15 protein-coding genes are annotated in these 18,199 nt (G+C 70.7%); 10 read left to right on the forward strand and 5 right to left on the reverse strand.

Features of this window, described 5'->3' with window-relative positions; translation table 11 throughout:
* Positions 1-87: 87 nt before the first annotated feature.
* A complete protein-coding gene (locus tag AC07CM_RS31995) occupies positions 88-1,707 on the forward strand; it encodes an ATP-binding protein (protein ID WP_478879960.1) in 1,620 nt (539 codons plus the stop codon).
* On the forward strand, positions 1,704-2,396 hold the full coding sequence (locus AC07CM_RS32000) for a response regulator (protein ID WP_478879961.1): 693 nt from the start codon (positions 1,704-1,706) through the stop codon (positions 2,394-2,396). The genes AC07CM_RS31995 and AC07CM_RS32000 overlap by 4 nt, the downstream gene beginning before the upstream one ends.
* Here AC07CM_RS32000 and AC07CM_RS32005 read toward each other — a convergent pair.
* The gene (locus tag AC07CM_RS32005) at positions 2,278-4,473 is read right to left on the reverse strand and encodes a tetratricopeptide repeat protein (RefSeq protein WP_478879962.1); all 2,196 of its coding nucleotides are present in this window, start codon (positions 4,471-4,473) and stop codon (positions 2,278-2,280) included. The genes AC07CM_RS32000 and AC07CM_RS32005 overlap by 119 nt on opposite strands.
* Entirely contained in the window at positions 4,470-5,027 is a 558-nt protein-coding gene (locus AC07CM_RS32010) for a hypothetical protein (RefSeq protein WP_478879963.1), read from the reverse strand. Before AC07CM_RS32010 ends, AC07CM_RS32005 begins: the two co-directional genes overlap by 4 nt.
* A 33-nt stretch (positions 5,028-5,060) precedes the next feature.
* Here AC07CM_RS32010 and AC07CM_RS32015 point away from each other — a divergent pair, with 33 nt between their 5' ends.
* The 5 genes from AC07CM_RS32015 to AC07CM_RS32035 all read left to right on the forward strand — a co-directional run bounded on the left by AC07CM_RS32015 (position 5,061) and on the right by AC07CM_RS32035 (position 10,030).
* The gene (locus AC07CM_RS32015; RefSeq protein ID WP_478879964.1) at positions 5,061-5,960 is read left to right on the forward strand and encodes a 5'-methylthioadenosine/S-adenosylhomocysteine nucleosidase; all 900 of its coding nucleotides are present in this window, start codon (positions 5,061-5,063) and stop codon (positions 5,958-5,960) included.
* Positions 5,961-6,127: 167 nt separating this feature from the next.
* A complete protein-coding gene (locus AC07CM_RS32020) occupies positions 6,128-7,489 on the forward strand; it encodes an extracellular solute-binding protein (RefSeq protein ID WP_478879965.1) in 1,362 nt (453 codons plus the stop codon).
* A complete protein-coding gene (locus AC07CM_RS32025) occupies positions 7,486-8,349 on the forward strand; it encodes a carbohydrate ABC transporter permease (RefSeq protein WP_478879966.1) in 864 nt (287 codons plus the stop codon). Before AC07CM_RS32020 ends, AC07CM_RS32025 begins: the two co-directional genes overlap by 4 nt.
* Before the next feature lie 8 nt (positions 8,350-8,357).
* The gene (locus AC07CM_RS32030; protein ID WP_478879967.1) at positions 8,358-9,185 is read left to right on the forward strand and encodes a carbohydrate ABC transporter permease; all 828 of its coding nucleotides are present in this window, start codon (positions 8,358-8,360) and stop codon (positions 9,183-9,185) included.
* 137 nt (positions 9,186-9,322) lie between these two features.
* The gene (locus AC07CM_RS32035) at positions 9,323-10,030 is read left to right on the forward strand and encodes a helix-turn-helix domain-containing protein (protein WP_478879968.1); all 708 of its coding nucleotides are present in this window, start codon (positions 9,323-9,325) and stop codon (positions 10,028-10,030) included.
* A gap of 39 nt (positions 10,031-10,069) precedes the next feature.
* Here AC07CM_RS32035 and AC07CM_RS32040 read toward each other — a convergent pair whose 3' ends face one another.
* Positions 10,070-11,095 (reverse strand): ATP-dependent 6-phosphofructokinase, encoded by a 1,026-nt coding sequence (locus AC07CM_RS32040; protein WP_478879969.1) that lies wholly within the window; start codon positions 11,093-11,095, stop codon positions 10,070-10,072.
* A gap of 202 nt (positions 11,096-11,297) precedes the next feature.
* Here AC07CM_RS32040 and pta point away from each other — a divergent pair, with 202 nt between their 5' ends.
* The 3 genes from pta (at position 11,298) to pyk (ending at position 16,122) form a co-directional block, all read left to right on the forward strand.
* The gene (pta, locus tag AC07CM_RS32045) at positions 11,298-13,388 is read left to right on the forward strand and encodes a phosphate acetyltransferase (protein ID WP_478879970.1); all 2,091 of its coding nucleotides are present in this window, start codon (positions 11,298-11,300) and stop codon (positions 13,386-13,388) included.
* Entirely contained in the window at positions 13,385-14,596 is a 1,212-nt protein-coding gene (locus tag AC07CM_RS32050; RefSeq protein WP_478879971.1) for an acetate kinase, read from the forward strand. The genes pta and AC07CM_RS32050 overlap by 4 nt, the downstream gene beginning before the upstream one ends.
* Before the next feature lie 98 nt (positions 14,597-14,694).
* A complete protein-coding gene (gene pyk / locus AC07CM_RS32055; protein ID WP_478879972.1) occupies positions 14,695-16,122 on the forward strand; it encodes a pyruvate kinase in 1,428 nt (475 codons plus the stop codon).
* 97 nt (positions 16,123-16,219) lie between these two features.
* On the opposite strand, the gene AC07CM_RS32060 is transcribed toward pyk, so the two are convergent.
* Positions 16,220-17,560, reverse strand: a complete 1,341-nt coding sequence (locus AC07CM_RS32060; RefSeq protein ID WP_478879973.1) for a hypothetical protein — start codon at positions 17,558-17,560, stop codon at positions 16,220-16,222.
* Positions 17,550-18,107 carry a DUF6114 domain-containing protein gene (locus AC07CM_RS32065; protein ID WP_478879974.1) on the reverse strand — a complete coding sequence of 186 codons (558 nt, stop codon included), beginning with the start codon at positions 18,105-18,107 and terminating at the stop codon, positions 17,550-17,552. The genes AC07CM_RS32060 and AC07CM_RS32065 overlap by 11 nt, the downstream gene beginning before the upstream one ends.
* Positions 18,108-18,199 lie beyond the last annotated feature (92 nt).

An 18,199-nucleotide genomic window follows, 5' to 3' on the forward strand; every position in this document is an offset into this window, starting at 1 on the left:
GGATGCCTGGACTATCCCCCGGTCTGTGAGGGCGGTCACCCTTCCGTTCATTTAGTTCATGCTTGGCCCGAGAGGCACACTGCTGACATGCGCGTCCCCTCTCTCCCCCGCCCTCGCAGCCTGGCGGGCCAGCTGTTCGCCATGCAGGCCGTGCTGATAGCGGTGGTCGTGGCCGGGTACGCGCTGTTCACCTACGTCAGCGACCAGCGGCAGGCCGAGGACGCGGCGACGCGGCAGGCCTCGGCGGTGGCCCGGTCGATCGCGGACTCCCCCTCGGTCCGCGCGGCGATCCACACGCCCGCTCCGACCAAGGAGCTCCAGCCGTACGCGTTGCAGGTCATGCGGGACGCGAACGTCGACTTCGTGACGATCATGAACCCGTCCGGCATCCGCTGGACCCATCCTGACGAGAAGCAGATCGGCAAACGCTTCCTCGGTCACATCGGCCCCGCCCAGCACGGCCGCACCCTCACCGAGACCTACACCGGCACCCTCGGGGCCTCCGTCCGCGCGGTGACCCCGGTGGAGGAGAACGGCCGGGTCATCGGCCTGGTCAGCGCCGGCATCAAGGTCGAGGCGATCAGCGCACGGGTCCAGGACCAGGTCGCGGCCCTGCTCGGGGTGGCCGGCGGCACGCTGCTGCTGGGCGCGGTCGGCACGTACGTGATCAACGCCCGCCTGCGCCGCCACACCCACGGCATGAACGCGACCGAGCTGAGCCGGATGCACGACTACCACCAGGCGGCGCTGCACGCGGTGCGCGAGGGACTGCTGATGCTGGACGGGCAGTACAGGGTGGCGCTGATCAACGACGGCGGCCGGGAGCTGCTCGGGGTGGGCGAGGAGGAGGACGTGATCGGCAGGTCGGTGGCGGAGCTCGGCCTGCCGACACCGCTGACCGGGGCGCTGCTCTCGTCGGAGCCGCGGGTGGACGAGGTGCATCTGACGGCGTCGCGCGTCCTGGTGATCAACACCTCGCCGGTGTCGGGCGGAGAACGCCGGGGCACCGTGGCCACCCTGCGCGATGTGACCGAACTCCAGTCCCTCATGGGCGAGTTGGACTCGGAGCGGGGTTTCACCCAGGCCCTGCGGTCCCAGGCGCACGAGGCGGCGAACCGCCTCCACACGGTCGTCTCGCTGATCGAACTGGGCCGCGCCGAGGAGGCGGTGGACTTCGCGACGGCGGAGCTGGAGCTGGCCCAGGCACTCACCGACCAGGTGGTGGCGGCGGTGAGCGAACCGGTGCTGGCGGCGCTGCTGCTGGGCAAGACGGCACAGGCCAACGAGCGGGGCGTGGAACTGGTGGTGTCGGCGGACAGCCGTCTGGACGACGGCCTGCTCCCCTCCGGACTCTCCGCACGGGACCTGGTGACGGTCCTCGGGAACCTGATCGACAACGCGGTCGACGCGGCGCAGGGCAGCGCCGGGGCGCGGGTCACGGTGACGGCGTACGCCTCGGCCCGCGAACTGGTGCTGCGCGTGTCGGACACCGGACCCGGTGTCGACCCCGCCCACGCGGACCTGGTATTCCAACGGGGGTTCTCGACGAAGCCGGCGGGCCCCGGCGGCCGCGGCCTGGGCCTGGCCCTGGCCCGGCAGGCGGTCACCCGGCTCGACGGGACGTTGACGGTGGCGGAGGCCGAGGAGGGCGGAGCGGTGTTCGAGGTGCGGTTGCCGCTGCGCACGTCGGTGGGTGACGCCGGATGACCCATCAGCAGCAGCCGATCAGGGTCCTCGTGGTGGAGGACGATCCGGTGGCCGCCGACGCGCACGTGATGTACGTCGGACGTGTGCCGGGATTCGTGGCGGTCGGGAAGGCCCACACGGGGGCGGAGGCGCGGAGGTTGCTGGACCGCACGGCGGTGGATCTGCTGCTGCTGGACCTGCACCTGCCGGACGTGCACGGCCTGCAGCTGGCGCGGTCGCTGCGGGCGGCGGGGCATCAGGCGGACGTCATAGCGGTGACGTCGGCACGGGACCTGGCGGTGGTCCGGGAGGGTGTCTCCCTCGGGGTGGTCCAGTACGTGCTCAAGCCGTTCACCTTCGCGACGCTGCGGGACCGGCTGGTCCGCTACGCCGAGTTCCACGCGGCGGTGGGCGAGGCGAGCGGCCAGGACGAGGTGGACCGCGCGCTGGCGGTACTGCGAGCACCGTCACCGGCGGCACTCCCGAAGGGACTGAGCGGGCCCACGCTGGAACGGGTCACGGGAGCGCTCCGCGAGGCCTCGGAGGGCGTGACGGCGGCGGGTGTGGCGGAGGCGGTGGGAATCTCCCGGATCACGGCCCGACGCTACCTGGAACACCTGGTGGAGGCGGGCCGGGCCGGTCGGAGCCCGCTGTACGGTCAGGTGGGGAGACCGGAACTGGTGTACCGGTGGGTGCCGCAGGGGCGGTGAGGGCGTCGGCCTGTGCGCGGGCTTCGGCGGCCTCCGCAGGAGCGTTGGCCCGCTCGTAGGCCTCCAGCGCCTGAAGGCAGTGCTCACGGGCCTCTGCGGGAGCACCGGCGCTCTCGTACGCGCGGGCCATGCCCTGGAGAGTGCTGCCGGCGCCGTACCAGTCCTCGGTTCCCCGGTGCAGGGCCAAGGCCTGCCGGTACATGCCGATCGCCTCTTCGAGTCGGCCCGCACGGCGCAGGCTGCTCGCGAGGTTGCCCCGCGCCGCACCCTCCGACCGACCGTCACCTGCCTCCAGGAGCAGTTCGCAGGCACGCGTGTGGGCCTCGATCGCCTCTTCCGTGCGGCCCGCCCCGGCCAGGGCACCCCCGAGGTTGGTCCACGCCAGTCCCTCGCCCCGGGCGTCACCGACGGAGCGGAACAGGTCCTTGTTGCGGCGGTGCACCTGGATGGCCTCCTCCAGTCGCCCTGCCTCCTGGAGAGCGATGCCGAGAGCGTTGACGGCCATGGCCTCCTGCCGTCGGTCCTCGCCGGCCCGGAGCAGTTCACAGGCCAGCACATGGGCCTCCATGGCCTCTTCTCCCCTGCCCGCCTGACGCAGGGCGGACCCCAGACTGCTCCGGGCGCGGGCCTCGGCCGGGCGGTCCCCGGCACGGCCGGCGGCCCGCTGGGCGGACCGCGCCATGGCGATCCAGTCGTCGAAGTACCTCCGCTCCTGCAAGTACTCCACCAGGTGGTCGGCCAACGACACGGCCGCCCGCGCATGACGGGCGTCCCGTGCCCACCGCACGGCTGCCAGCAGCCCCTCGCGCTCACCGTCGAACCACGCCAACGCCTGGGCGCGGTCGGTGAACCTCTCCGGCTCGGGCACCCCCGGCAGCCACCGCAGCCGGGCATCGGCCTCCCGGGCACCCAGGTGGTAGCACGCCAGCAGCCTCGCCCGTGCCAGCTCGCCCTCCTCCCGCAGGGTGCCGGTCCGGGCGACGACGCCCCTTCCGAACTCCCGCACCAGGTCATGCAACCGCCACCGCACGCGGCCGCTGCCGCGTCCCACGAGGTGCGTACGGGCCAGCGCCTTCAGGTCGCGCAGCGGAGGGCCCTCGGCCCCGGCCAGCGCGGCGACGGCCTCGTCACTCACCTCGGGACCCGGCGCAAGGGCGAGGAGACGCAGCAATCGCGCCTGTTCGGGGGGCAGCCGGCGGTACGAAAGGGCGAAGGCGGCCCGGATGCTGCGCCGCCCGTCGTCGAGATCGGCGAGACGGTCGCACGACGCCGCGAGTTCACGGACGAGTTCCGCGACCGGCTTGTCCGTCTCCTCCACCAGCAGCGCGGCCGCGATCTGCAGAGCGAGCGGAAGATGCCCGCACAGCTCGGCAAGCGCCCGTGCCGTCTCGGGGTCGTCCAGGACACGGTTGTCGTCCGGCTCCCCGATTCGCAGAGCACGGTCGAGGAGTCCCCGGGCGGCGGAAGGTGTGAGCTGGTCCAACGGCACCAACCGCGCACCCAGTTGGGAAACCCGGTCCCGCGAGGTGACGAGAACCCGGTGCCGGTCTCCGCCCGGCAGCAGGGGCCACACCTGGTCCGGCGAGGAGGCGTTGTCGGCGAGGATCAGCACGGCATCCCGCTCGGCCAGCATCGACCGGTAGAGCCCCGCCCGCTCGTCGGCCGTCGCCGGGACGTGCTCGGGCTCGGCTCCCAACGCCCGCAGCAGCGACTGAAGCGCCTGGTCCGCCGTGACCGGAGCGTCGTCGTACCCGTGCAGGTCCAGAAAGAGCACGCCGCCCGGGAACCACCCCGACTCCCGGGCCGCGTAGGCCGCCTCCACCGCCAGCGCGGTCTTGCCGACACCGCCGAGCCCGGAGACCGCGGTGACGAGTACGGCCCGCCGTTCGTCCGCCCCGGAGGCCGGGTTCAGCGCGCACAGCAGCCGGTCCAGCTCCGCCTCGCGCCCGGTGAAGCCGGCGGCCCTGGGCGGCAGGGCGTCCAACGCGGTCGGAGCGGGCGTCCGCTGCCGGTACTCCGCCTTCCCGATGACCGTCCCGCGGAAGTCCCCGCCCTGGAAGTCGATGTGATCGCTCACCCGTTCCCGCCCCCCGCCCCGAACGGCACGGCGTACTGAACGATGTACACCCCCAGCCCGACCACCGAGACCGCCTCCGGCACGGACAGGACCACCAGCCCCGCCGAGGCGTCGTTCCCCACCCAGTACGCGACGAGCGCGCTCAACGGAACGACGCAGAAGGCCAGCAGGTCCACGACGCACTGCGCGACCTTCCGCGAGACCCGGCGCGCGTCCCCCCGGTGGGCGACCTCCCACTGGAAGACCTCGGCGCCCTCCAGCTGCACCGTCTCGGCGAGCCGGGGCCCCAACTCGTCCCGTACATAAGCTCCGATCGCCGAGATCTTCTGATCGTTGACGAGATACGTCCACCCGAGCACCACGCACACCGGCGGCAACGCGAGCAGCATCTCCGTCCGCCCGGCCTGCGCGGCGGCGGCGATCACCGCGGCCACCACCGTGAGGGTGACGTACAGCAGATTGTCCCGGAACCCGATCCGCGACTTCTGCTCGTCCTTGATCGTCTGGTACTCGGTGAGCAGCAACTGCCCGACCGTCACGCCCCGTTCCGCCACGCGGCCCCCTTCCCCCGGCAGTACCTTACGAGTGTGCCGGAGACGAAGCCGATTGTTCTGGTCCTGACCGCGCTGGCGCTGGAGTACGCGGCGGTGCGGGCGTACGTCGAGGAGCGGGAGGAACGCGCCCACCCCGGCAACGGGACCTTCGTCGAGCTGGGGCGTCTGCCGGGCACGTCATGGCGGATCGCGGCGGCGGAGCTCGGCGAGGGCGCCAGGAACACCGCCGCGCTCACCTCGTCGCTCATCGGCTGGCTGCGTCCCCGGGCCGTGCTCTTCGTCGGGGTGGCCGGCAGTCTCAAGGAGGACGTCGGCCTCGGGGACGTCGTGGTGGGCACGAAGGTGTACGGCGTCCACGGGGGCAAGGCCACGCCCGAGGGCCTCCTCGACCGCCCCGAGGCGTGGCACGGCTCCCACGCACTGCTCTCGGCCGCGCGTGCCGCCGTGCGGGACATGCCCGACGTACGGGCGCACTTCAAGCCGATCGCGACAGGGGACGTGGTCCTGGCGGACGCCCGGTCCGGGATCGCCCGGCATGTCCACGAGCGTTACAACGACGCGGCCGCGTTCGAGACGGAGGGCTCGGGAGCGGCCCACGCGGCCCACCTGGAGGGCCGGGACGCCCTCGTCATCCGGGGCATCAGCGACCACGCGGACGCCGGAAAGGCCGCCGCCGACGCCGGGGGTTCCCAGCAGAGGGCGGCCGCCCGGGCCGCGGCGGTCGCGATGGCGGTGCTGCACAAGTACCCGGCACGGGGAGGGGTCTCGGGCGACTCCGAGGAAGGGCCCTCCCGGGTAAGGCAGTCGGGAGACCACATCGACTTCCGGGGCGGGACCTTCCACGGACCCGTCGTCGGGAAGCAGACCGGAGACCGGAAGGGGCATGCCTCATGGCCGGGCCCTCCGCGCGATCACGACAACCGACGGCCGTAGTCCTGCCCTGCCGGCGAACCCTCGGCACGCGCACCGCCCCGAAGGTGACGAGAACCTACAACGTCCAATCCGGGCACACTCATTGACCTGACTAGACCACTCCTCTTACGTTCACACGGCAGCGATCTCCACGTCACCACGCAGTGAGCCCGTAGGAGGTAGTGCCCGTGCGCCCCACCGCCGCCACTCTCGTCGCCCTCGCCCTCGCCGCGACCACCCTCACCGCCTGCGGCAGCGGCTCCGGCAGCAGTCCGAACACGCTGAAGGTGTCCTACAAGCAGTCCACCGACAACTCGATCAAGGTGATGGACACCTACCTCGCCGGCATCAAGAAGCAGTTCGAGAAGAAGTACCCCGGCAAGAAGGTGGAGTTCGTGCCGATCAAGGCGCCGGACTCGGAGTACTACACGAAGCTGCAGCAGATGCTCCGGTCCCCCAGGACCGCCCCGGACCTGGTGTACGAGGACACCTTCCTCATCAACTCGGACATCACCAGCGGATACCTGAAGCCCCTCGACCCGTACCTCGCCAAGTGGCCGGACTGGCAGCGGTTCATCGACACCGCGAAGTCGGCGGCACGGGGGCAGGACGGGAAGACGTACGGCGTTCCGGACGGGACGGACACCCGCGGGCTCTGGTTCGACAAGGGCGTGTTCCAGAAGGCCGGCCTGCCCACCGACTGGCAGCCCAGGACCTGGGACGACGTCCTCGCCGCCGCCCGGACCATCAAGAAGAAGGTCCCCGGCGTCACCCCGCTGAACATCTACACCGGCAAGCCCGCCGGCGAAGCCGCCACCATGCAGACCTTCGAGATGCTGCTGTACGGCACCAACGACGGGAAGACCGATCCGCTCTACGACGCCGCCGGCAAGAAGTGGGTCGCCGGCAGCCAGGGCTTCAAGGACTCCCTCTCGTTCGTGGAGACCGTCTACAAGGAGAAGCTCGGCCCCGACGTCTCCGACGCCCTCGATCCCAACTACAGCACGGCCGTCCGCGGCGAACTCCTGCCCCGGGGCAAGCTCGGCATCGACCTCGACGGCTCCTGGCTGCCGCAGGACTGGCTGCCGGGCAGCGGGCACGAGTGGAAGGACTGGTCGAAGCGGCTCGGGCTGGCGTACATGCCCACCCAGCACGGGCAGGCCCCGGGCAAGGTCAGCATGTCCGGCGGCTGGACCTGGGCCGTCCCGGCCAAGGCCGCCCACCCGGACCTCGCCTTCGACTTCATCAGGACCATGCAGACGAAGGACAACGCACGGAAGTGGTACATCGCCAACTCCGGCATCGCGGTGCGCGAGGACGTCGCCGCCGATCCCGCCTACGTCACCGCCCAGCCCGGGATCAAGTTCTTCACCGATCTGGTCGCGAGCACGCACTACCGGCCCGCCTACCCCGCGTACCCGAAGGTGTCCACCGCCATCCAGGAGGCCATGGAGGGGGTGACCACCGGTGACCGGTCCGTCGACAAGGCGGCCGGTGGCTACGACACCACCCTCAAGGACGTCACCGACGGCAACGTGATCCAGAAGTGAGGCGGCAGCACCGGGTCGCCAGAGCCCTCCCCCTCGCCCCCGCCCTGGTCCTGCTGCTCCTCTTCCTCGCCGGCCCCATCGCCTACTGCGTCTACATCGCCTTCACCGACCTGCAGCTCACCGGGCAGGCCCACTCCTCCTTCGTCGGTTTCGACAACTTCCGCAAGGCCTTCCACGACGGCGCCTTCCTCAACGCCGTCTGGCTGACGCTCGTGTTCACCGTGGTGTCCTCGCTGGTCGGGCAGAACACCCTGGGGCTGGCCCTGGCGGCGCTGATGAAGCGCGCCTCCAGGCCCGTCCGTACGCTCACCGGCGGGGTCGTGATCACCGCCTGGGTGCTGCCGGAAGTCGTCGCGGGGTTTCTGCTCTACGCCTTCTTCCGGCGCGAGGGCACCCTCAACGCCATCCTGGAGCACCTCCATCTGCCCACGCAGAACTGGCTGTTCACGCTTCCCATCCTCGCCGTCTCCTTCGCCAACGTCTGGCGCGGCACGGCCTTCTCGATGCTCGTCTACTCCGCCGCGCTCGACGAGATACCGAGCGAGATCACGGAGGCCGCGGAGGTGGACGGGGCCGGCGGGTGGCGGCGGACGTGGCACATCACGCTGCCGATGATCCGCCGGTCCATCGGCACCAACCTCATGCTCAACACCCTGCAGACGCTCTCCGTGTTCGGGCTGATCTGGGTGATGACCCGGGGCGGGCCCGGCGACAGGAGCCAGACCCTGCCCCTGTTCATGTACGAACAGGCCTTCCAGAACAGCATGATCGGGTACGGCACCGCCGTCGCCCTGCTCCTGCTGCTCGTGGGCTCCCTGTTCTCCGTCGTCTATCTGCGTCTGCTGCGCACGGAGGTGTAGGTCCGGCCATGCCCCGCAACCGTCCCTCGCGGCGCCTCGCCGCCGACGCCGGGCTGATCGTCGTAGCCCTCGCCTTCGCGCTGCCGCTCGCCTGGGTGCTGCTGTCCTCCGTGGACCCGCACGCGGACCTGAGGGTCAAGGCGCCCGACGGGCTGACGTCGGCCAACTTCGACGCCGTCCTGACCCCGGACATCACCTACACCCCGCTGCTCAACAGCCTGGTCCTGTGCGGCGGAGCGACCGTGCTGACCGTCGTCTGCGCGGCCCTCGCCGCGTATCCCCTCTCCCGGTTCCGGTCCCGGCTCAACCGGCCGTTCCTGCTGACGATCCTGTTCGCGACGAGCCTGCCGATCACCGCGATCATGGTGCCGGTGTACGCCTTGTTCGTACGGGTGAATCTGATCGACACCCTGCAGGGGACGGTCTTCTTCTTCGCCGCCTCCCAGCTCCCCTTCGCCATCTGGCTGATGAAGAACTTCATGGACGGGGTGCCGAAGGAGCTGGAGGAGGCGGCCTGGACGGACGGGGCGTCCGCGCTGCAGTCCCTGACCCGGATCGTGCTGCCGCTGATGGGGCCGGGCCTGGCCGTCGTCACCGTCTTCTCGTTCGTGATGATGTGGGGCAACTTCTTCGTCCCCTTCATGCTGCTGCTCAGCCCGGACCTGATGCCCGCCTCGGTCAGCATCAACGACTTCTTCGGCAACCGGGGCATGGTGGCGTACGGACAGCTCGCCGCGTTCTCCGTGATCTACTCGACGCCGGTGATCCTGCTGTACGTGCTGGTCGCGCGGAAGCTGGGGGGTGGCTTCGCCCTGGGCGGCGCCGTCAAGGGGTGAGTGGCGGAGGTGGTGCGCCCGTTACCTACCGAACGGCCGGAACGTACCGAACGGCCGGAACCGTACGTTCCTACAACCGGTGATCCTGGGCGAACAGACCGTAGTCACCCGGCGCCGCCGGCCCTAGCTTGTGCGAGGTGCGCCCACCCTCACCCCACTCCGGCTCCTCGGCTCCCCCGTTCAACGCCCCGGCCGCCCGCAGGCTCCGCGCCGCCCTCGGTATGGGGCCCGAGCACGTCGCCTACGGGATGCGTGCCTCGTACGGGCTGCCGTACGTCACCCCCGACCTCGTGGTCGCCTGGGAGCGCGGCCAGGCGACCCCCGGCAACCCCGAACTCACCGCACTGGCGGGCGTGTTGTGGTGTTCACCGGGCGAACTCATCGGCCGGCCGCGGACCCTGCGGGAGCACCGCGTCGCGCGCGGGATCGCACCGGAGGACGTCGCCCGCGCCGTCGGCCTGGACCTCCCCGGGTATCTGCGGATGGAGGAGAGCGGCACATGGCGCGGCAACGAGCGCCAGTCGGCCGCGCTCGCGGAGGTGCTGCGGCTGGCCCTGCCCGACTTCGTGGCCGTGACGGGCCGCGAGACGAAGCTCGCCGAGCTGCTGCACAGTGCGGTGACGACCCGATGGCAGGCCTACGTACGCCCGGTGGCGAAGGTCGCGCCTCTGGACCGGGAGGTCCTGGAGGGCGTGCTGCAGGAGCTGCACGAGGACTACCAGGGGCACATGGCCGCCACCCTCAGCTGGGGTGGCGGCAGCCGCGAGGCCAGCGAGTCGGGCCGGGACTTCCTCGACCGGATCGTGGAGAACTTCTGGACCGCGGTCGAGACCGGGAAGCCCTAGAAGACCGGCGCGCCCGGAGGACCCGCCCGGAGGGCTCGCCTAGAAGACCGACTCCGCCTCGTCCATCCGGTCCTTCGGCACCGTCTTCAGCTCGGTGACCGCCTCCGCGAGGGGCACCATCACGACGTCGGTTCCGCGCAGCGCGGTCATCCTCCCGAAGTCGCCGCGGTGCGCGGCCTCGACGGCGTGCCAGCCGAAGCGGGTGGCGAGGACGCGGTCGTACGCGGTCGGGACGCCGCCGCGCTGGACGTGGCCGAGGATGACCGGCTTGGCCTCCTTGCCGAGGCGCCGCTCCAGCTCGTACGCCAGCGCCGTACCGATGCCCAGGAAGCGCTCGTGGCCGTACTGGTCGATCTCACCCTTGCCGTAGTCCATGGTGCCCTCGACGGGGTGGGCGCCCTCGGCGACGCAGACGACCGCGAACTTCTTGCCGCGCGAGAACCGTTCCTCGACCATCTTGACCAGGTCGGCGGGGTCGAAGGGGCGCTCGGGCAGGCAGATGCCGTGGGCGCCGGCGGCCATGCCGGACTCCAGGGCGATCCAGCCGGCGTGCCGGCCCATGACCTCGACGACCATCACCCGCTGGTGGGACTCGGCCGTGGTCTTCAGGCGGTCCATCGCCTCGGTGGCGACGCCGACGGCGGTGTCGAAGCCGAAGGTGCGGTCGGTGGAGGAGATGTCGTTGTCGATGGTCTTGGGGACGCCGACGACCGGCAGGCCCGCGTCGGAGAGCATGCGGGCCGCGGTCAGGGTGCCCTCGCCACCGATCGGGATCAGCGCGTCGATGCCGAACTCCTCGACCATGTCGGTGGCCCGCTCGCAGGCCTCGCGCAGCCGGTCGCGCTCCAGGCGGGAGGAGCCGAGGATGGTGCCGCCGCGGGCCAGGATGCCGCTGACCGCGTCCAGGTCGAGGGTGCGGTAGTGCCGGTCGAGCAGACCCCGGTAGCCGTCCTCGAAGCCGATGACCTCGTCGCCGTACTGCGCCACCGCTCGGTGCACCAACGACCGGATCACGGCGTTCAGGCCGGGGCAGTCGCCGCCTGCGGTGAGAACTCCGATGCGCATGGTGCTGTGTCTCCTGCTCGCTTTCGGTGCCGGTGAGCCAGTGACGATTGTTTCACGTCCACCGGAGCGGCGAGTTCCTGACGGGCGCCTTAACCGGCGGCAGGGGTATTGTCAAGAGGGTTCTGCTCACCTCGGTGGGCGATTTTTGTGCCGTGGACGGACCGCGGTGGACGGCCGGAGACAGAGGAAACGGAGTGCACACGTGACGCGCAGCGTGTACGTGACCGGGATCGACCGCGGCGACGGCCGCCAGGTCGTCGAGCTGGGGGTCATGGAACTCCTGACCCGCCAGGTCGACCGGGTGGGCGTGTTCCGCCCGCTCGTGCACGACAGGCCCGACCGGATGTTCGAGCTGCTGCGGTCGCGGTACCGCCTCTCCCAGGACCCCGCCACCGTCTACGGCATGGACTACCACGAGGCGTCCGCGCTCCAGGCCGAACAGGGCACGGACGAGCTGGTCTCCACGCTGGTCGACCGCTTCCACCTGGTGGCCCGGGACTACGACGTGGTCCTCGTCCTCGGCACCGACTTCGCCGGCACCCAGCTGCCGGACGAGCTGTCCCTGAACGCCCGCCTCGCCAACGAGTTCGGCGCGTCCGTGCTCCCGGTGGTCGGCGGCCGCGGGCAGTCGGCGGAGTCCGTGCTCGCCGAGACGCGCAACGCCTACCGGGCGTACGACACCCTGGGCTGCGACGTGCTGGCCATGGTCGCCAACCGGGTGGCCCGCGAGGCCCGCGACGAGATCGCCGAGCGGCTCGCCGACCGGCTGCCGGTGCCCACGTACGTGCTGCCCGACGAGCCCGCGCTGTCCGCGCCGACGGTCGCGCAGATCGCCCAGGCCCTCGGCGCCCGGGTGCTGCTGGGCGACGACTCCGGGCTCGCCCGGGACGCGCTGGGCTTCGTCTTCGGCGGTGCGATGCTGCCCAACTTCCTGGGCGCCCTGACCCCGGGCTGCCTGGTCGTCACCCCGGGCGACCGCGCCGACCTGGTCGTCGGCTCGCTGGCCGCGCACAGCGCCGGCACCCCGCCGATAGCCGGCGTGCTGCTGACGCTGGACGAGGTGCCGAGCGAGGAGATCCTCACGCTGGCCGCCCGCCTCGCCCCGGGCACCCCGGTGCTCTCGGTGTCCGGCAACAGCTTCCCCACCGCCGAGCGGCTGTTCTCGATGGAGGGGAAGATGACCGCGGCCACCCCGCGCAAGGCGGAGACGGCCCTCGGTCTGTTCGAGCGGTACGCCGACTCCGCCGACCTGGCCCTGCGGGTCTCCGCGCCGACCGGCGACCGGGTCACCCCGATGATGTTCGAGCACAAGCTGCTGGAGCGGGCCCGCGCCGACAAGCGGCGGGTGGTGCTGCCGGAGGGCACCGAGGAACGGGTGCTGCACGCGGCCGAGGTGCTGCTGCGCCGGGGCGTGTGCGACCTGACGCTGCTCGGCCCGGTGGACCGGATCCGCAAGACGGCCGCCGACCTGGGCATCGACCTCGGCGACACCCAGCTGATCGACCCGGCCACCTCCGAGCTGCGCGACTCCTTCGCCGAGCAGTACACCCGGCTGCGCGCCCACAAGGGCGTCACGGTCGAGCTGGCCTACGACGTCGTCTCCGACGTGAACTACTTCGGCACCCTGATGGTCCAGGAGGGCCTGGCCGACGGCATGGTCTCGGGCTCGGTCCACTCGACGGCGGCCACCATCCGGCCCGCCTTCGAGATCATCAAGACCAGGCCGGAGACCTCGATCGTCTCCTCGGTGTTCTTCATGTGCCTGGCCGACAAGGTGCTGGTCTACGGCGACTGCGCGGTCAACCCGGACCCGAACGCCGAGCAACTGGCGGACATCGCGATCCAGTCGGCGGGCACCGCCGCGCAGTTCGGCGTGGAGCCGCGGATCGCGATGCTGTCGTACTCCACCGGTACGTCCGGTTCGGGCGCCGACGTGGAGAAGGTGCGCGAGGCGACCGAGCTGGCGCGCTCGCGGCGGTCCGACCTGAAGATCGAGGGGCCGATCCAGTACGACGCGGCCGTGGAGCCTTCCGTCGCCGCCACCAAGCTGCCCGGCTCCGAGGTCGCCGGCCAGGCCAGCGTGCTGATCTTCCCCGACCTCAACACCGGCAACAACACCTACAAGGCCGTGCAGCGCTCGGCCGGCGCCATCGCGGTCGGCCCGGTCCTGCAGGGTCTGCGCAAGCCGGTCAACGACCTGTCCCGGGGCGCGCTCGTCCAGGACATCGTCAACACCGTCGCCATCACGGCGATCCAGGCCCAGCACCCCAGCGAGAAGGCGTCCGAGCAGTGAGCACCCCCACCCGTGTCCTCGTCCTCAACTCCGGTTCCTCGTCGGTGAAGTACCAGCTGCTGGACATGCGGGACAGCAGCCGGCTCGCGGTGGGTCTGGTCGAGCGCATCGGCGAGCAGACCTCGCGGCTCGAGCACACCTGTGCCGCGACCGGCGAGACCCGTGAGCAGAGCGGCCCGATCGCCGGCCACGACTCGGCCCTCAAGGCCGTCGCCGAGGAGCTGGCCCGGGACGGTCTGGGCCTGGAGTCGCCGGAACTGGCCGCGATCGGGCACCGGGTGGTGCACGGCGGCATGTTCTTCTCCGAGCCGACGGTGATCGACGACGCGGTGCTCAGCGAGATCGAGCGGCTGATCCCGGTCGCGCCGCTGCACAACCCGGCCAACCTCACCGGCATCCGCACCGCACAGGCGCTGCGCCCGGACCTGCCCCAGGTCGCGGTCTTCGACACGGCGTTCCACACGACCATGCCGGAGTCCGCTGCGCGCTACGCGCTCGACCCGAGGATCGCCGACCGGCACCGCATCCGCCGCTACGGCTTCCACGGCACCTCGCACGCGTACGTCTCCCGCGAGACCGCGCGGCTGCTGGGCAAGGAGCCGTCGGAGGTGAACGTGATCGTGCTGCACCTCGGCAACGGCGCCTCGGCGTCGGCGGTGGAGAAGGGCCGGTGCGTCGACACCTCCATGGGGCTGACGCCTTTGGAGGGACTTGTGATGGGTACGCGATCCGGTGATCTGGATCCGGCGGTCATCTTCCATTTGGCGCGTGTTGGCGGAATGTCCATGGATGAGATCGACACTCTTCTCAACAAGAGGAGCGGTCTGTTCGGTCTGTGCGGGGACAATGACATGCGGGAGATCCGCCGCCGGATCGACGAGGGCGACGAAGAGGCCGGGCTGGCCTTCGACATTTACATTCACCGCCTCAAAAAGTACATCGGCGCCTATTACGCGGTGCTCGGGCGGGTGGACGCGGTGGCGTTCACGGCCGGGGTCGGCGAGAACGCGGCGCCGGTGCGCGAGGCGGCGATCGCCGGGCTGGAGGGGCTGGGCCTCGCGGTCGACGGCGAGCTGAACGCCGTGCGCAGCCGCGATCCGCGGCTGATCTCGCCGGGGGACGCCCGGGTCGCGGTCGCCGTCGTGCCGACCGACGAAGAACTGGAGATCGCCACGCAGACCTACGCACTGGTCGGAAAGGGCAACTAGCAACACACCGCAGTAACACGCCTGAGCGCATGTCCGCCCATTTGTATCTTCCGCCAGACGGAATATTCCGCAGCGAAACAAACCGATAGGATCGCCCCATGCGCCGTTCGAAAATCGTCTGTACTCTCGGCCCCGCGGTCGACTCCCACGAGATGCTCGTCGCCATGATCGAGGCGGGCATGAATGTGGCCCGTTTCAACTTCAGCCATGGCTCCCACGCCGAGCACCAGGCGCGGTACGACCGCGTCCGTGCCGCTTCCAAGGAGACCGGCCGGGCCATCGGTGTCCTCGCCGACCTGCAGGGCCCGAAGATCCGCCTGGAGACCTTCGCCGAGGGTCCGGTCGAACTGGAACGCGGTGACGAGTTCGTCATCACGACCGAGGACGTGCCGGGCGACAAGCACATCTGCGGTACGACGTACAAGGGGCTGCCGGGCGACGTCTCGCGCGGCGACCAGGTCCTGATCAACGACGGCAACGTCGAGCTGAAGGTCCTGGACGTCGAGGGCTCGCGGGTGCGGACGATCGTCATCGAGGGCGGTGTCGTCTCCGACCACAAGGGCATCAACCTGCCCGGCGCGGCCGTGAACGTGCCGGCGCTGTCCGAGAAGGACGTGGAGGACCTGCGCTTCGCCCTCCGCATGGGCTGCGACCTGGTCGCGCTGTCCTTCGTCCGGGACGCCAAGGACGTGGCCGACGTCCACAAGGTGATGGACGAGGAGGGCCGCCGGGTCCCGGTCGTCGCCAAGGTGGAGAAGCCGCAGGCGGTGGAGAACATGGAGGACGTCGTGATGGCGTTCGACGGCGTGATGGTCGCCCGTGGCGACCTCGCCGTCGAGTACCCGCTCGAGAAGGTCCCCATGGTGCAGAAGCGCCTGATCGAGCTGTGCCGGCGCAACGCCAAGCCGGTGATCGTGGCGACCCAGATGATGGAGTCGATGATCACCAACTCCCGTCCCACCCGCGCCGAGGCCTCCGACGTGGCCAACGCGATCCTGGACGGCGCGGACGCGGTCATGCTGTCGGCGGAGTCCTCGGTGGGCGCCTACCCGGTCGAGACGGTCAAGACGATGTCGAAGATCGTCGCCGCGGCCGAGCAGGAGCTGCTCTCCAAGGGCCTGCAGCCCCTCGTGCCCGGCAAGAAGCCGCGCACCCAGGGTGGTTCCGTGGCCCGCGCGGCCTGCGAGATCGCCGACTTCCTCGGCGGCAAGGGCCTGATCGCCTTCACCCAGTCCGGCGACACCGCCCGTCGGCTGTCCCGCTACCGCGCGGCCCAGCCGATCCTCGCCTTCACCACCGACGAGGGCACCCGCAACCAGCTGACCCTCAGCTGGGGCGTGGAGCCCCATGTCGTGCCCTTCGTCAACAGCACCGACGAAATGGTCGAGATGGTGGACCAGGAGCTGGCGAACCTGGGCCGCTTCAACCCCGGCGACACGGTGGTCATCACCGCCGGCTCGCCCCCCGGCGTCCCCGGTACCACCAACATGGTCCGGGTCCACCACCTGGGCGGCGAGAGCAGCTGACGCCGCCCGCACGGGCCTCGTACGGCGCTGAGGGCGCCCCCTGTGACAGGGGGCGCCCTCAGCTGTGTGCGGCTCCCGAACGGGCTTGAGCGGCCGGTCAGTCGGTGGTGTACACGTGCATGCCGGGCACGTGCAGGTTGCCGCCGAACTGGGCGGCCTGGACGACCTTCACGTTGGTGAAGTAGATCAGCGGGATGTTCAGCGGAGGCGGGCTGTCCGGGCTGAACGTCACCGGGATCAGGCCGAACAGGTTGCCGGAGATGCTCTCGGTGTACATCACGGTGTCGCCACCGCGGATGGTGGACGTCGAGCCCTTGGACGCCTGCACGTGGTAGGTCTTGTTCGCCTGCTTGTCGTTCACCGTCTGGTGCAGGTCGCCGATGTCGGTCCCGCCGGAGATGACGTACTTGAGCACCTTCTTCTTGGTGCCGTTGGCCGTCTTCACCTCGACGATGCCCTGGTAGTCGGCGCCCTTGAGCAGCAGCGAGCTGGCGTTCAGGTACCAGGGGTCGTCCGCCACCGGGACCTTGTTGTCGACACCGCTCTCGTCGTCGGTGGCCGCCGGGCAGTCGTCCGCGGACGTCGTGGAGCTCGCGGAGGGGCTCGGCGTGGCCGACTCGGCCGCGTCCTGGACCGCCTTCGTGGTGTCCTCGGCCGTCTTGGAGACCGTGTCGGTGGTGTCCTTCACGGTGTCCGTGACCGTCTTGGCGGCCTTGCTCGCGGTGTCCGTGACGGTGTCGGTGGCACTGCCCTTGCCGGCGGACCCGGTGTCCGAGGAGCCGGTCGAGGACGACGTGTCCGACGACGACTGGGACGCCGAGGGAGTCGGGCTCGCGGACGTGCCGGAGTCCTGGCGACCGCCGGTGAGGACGTCACCGATCGTGTCGCCGATGGTGTCCAGCAGGCCGCCACCGCTGCTCTGGGACGCCGACGGGGTCGGCGTGGCCGTGTCGCCGCCACCGGAGCCCGAGGAGCCGGAGCCCGAACCCGAGTCGGAGGAACCGGACGTGGCCGTCGGCTTCGGGGTGGCCGTGTCGTCGGAACCTGAATCCGGCGACGAGGACTTGCCCGACTGCGGGTCCTTCGCGTCGGCGCTCGCCGTGGGGGTCGGCGTGGCCTTGTCGGTGGACTCGCTCGCGGACGGCGACGGGGAGGCGGAGGCGTCCCCGGAGTCGTCCAGCGCCTTGACGCAGTCCTTGTAGTCCGCGGCCTTCTGGCTGTTGGACGTCGAAGTGCCTCCGTTGTCGGCGAGAGCGAGGCTCGACGTGAAGCCCATGCCCATGAGAACCGCCGTGGGCATCGCCACGGAGGCTATCGCCTTGCCGGCCGGCATGTGGAACCTGGTGAACAGCGGCTTCTTGGGTGCCGCGTGGCGGGGCCCGGTTCTCGCACGGGACCCGTCCACATCGGTCCCGTGGGTCACCTCGTCAGCCGGCACTGTGCCTCCCGTTCGCCTCGTTGGCCGGGCTCTTTCCTGACAGGTCGTACGACTCGCCCATCCCGTCCGCGGCCTGCTGCGGCAGCGGTGCCGTCTCGGGGGCGGCGCCCTCGCCCGGGGCGGCCCCGGCCGGCGGCTCCGGCTGCGGCGGCGCGCCCGGCACCCAGGCGATGGCCATCGCTCCACCGACGAGGGCGAGCAGGAAGCCCATGATGAAGCCACCGAAGTTGGACACGGGCAGGGAAACCAGCGCCAGCAGGATCGCGGCGACACCCGCGAACGTCCTCACGTGCTTCTGGAACCAGAGGCTGACGCCCAGTACGACGAGCAGCACACCGATGATCAGGGAGCCGGCCCCGGCCGTGGTCGCCATCGCCAGCGTCAGATGACCGAGCTGGAGGTGGAAGTACGGGAAGTACATGATCGGAAGACCGCTGAGCAGGACGTACAGCCCGGCCCAGAACGGACGGGTGCCCCGCCAGGCGCGAAACTGCAGCCTCCGACGGTGGAACTGGCCGGATTCGGCGGCAGAGATCTCGGCGCTCATGGAAAACAGCTCCCTGGTGCGGCGTTGCTGTGGTGATGATGTGTGCCGCGCGTGAAGACGCGGCCGAAAGGTGCGACGGGCGGGGGCACCGT

Source organism: Streptomyces sp. NPDC044061, from assembly GCF_056434305.1.

Bases quoted from the DNA above. Each gene is read 5' to 3' on its own strand.
- AC07CM_RS31995 (WP_478879960.1), top strand. From the start codon at position 88: ATGCGCGTCCCCTCTCTCCCCCGCCCTCGCAGCCTGGCGGGCCAGCTG.
- AC07CM_RS32000 (WP_478879961.1), top strand. From the start codon at position 1,704: ATGACCCATCAGCAGCAGCCGATCAGGGTCCTCGTGGTGGAGGACGAT.
- AC07CM_RS32030 (WP_478879967.1), top strand. From the start codon at position 8,358: ATGCCCCGCAACCGTCCCTCGCGGCGCCTCGCCGCCGACGCCGGGCTG.
- AC07CM_RS32040 (WP_478879969.1), bottom strand. From the start codon at position 11,095: ATGCGCATCGGAGTTCTCACCGCAGGCGGCGACTGCCCCGGCCTGAAC.
- pyk (WP_478879972.1), top strand. From the start codon at position 14,695: ATGCGCCGTTCGAAAATCGTCTGTACTCTCGGCCCCGCGGTCGACTCC.
- AC07CM_RS32065 (WP_478879974.1), bottom strand. From the start codon at position 18,107: ATGAGCGCCGAGATCTCTGCCGCCGAATCCGGCCAGTTCCACCGTCGG.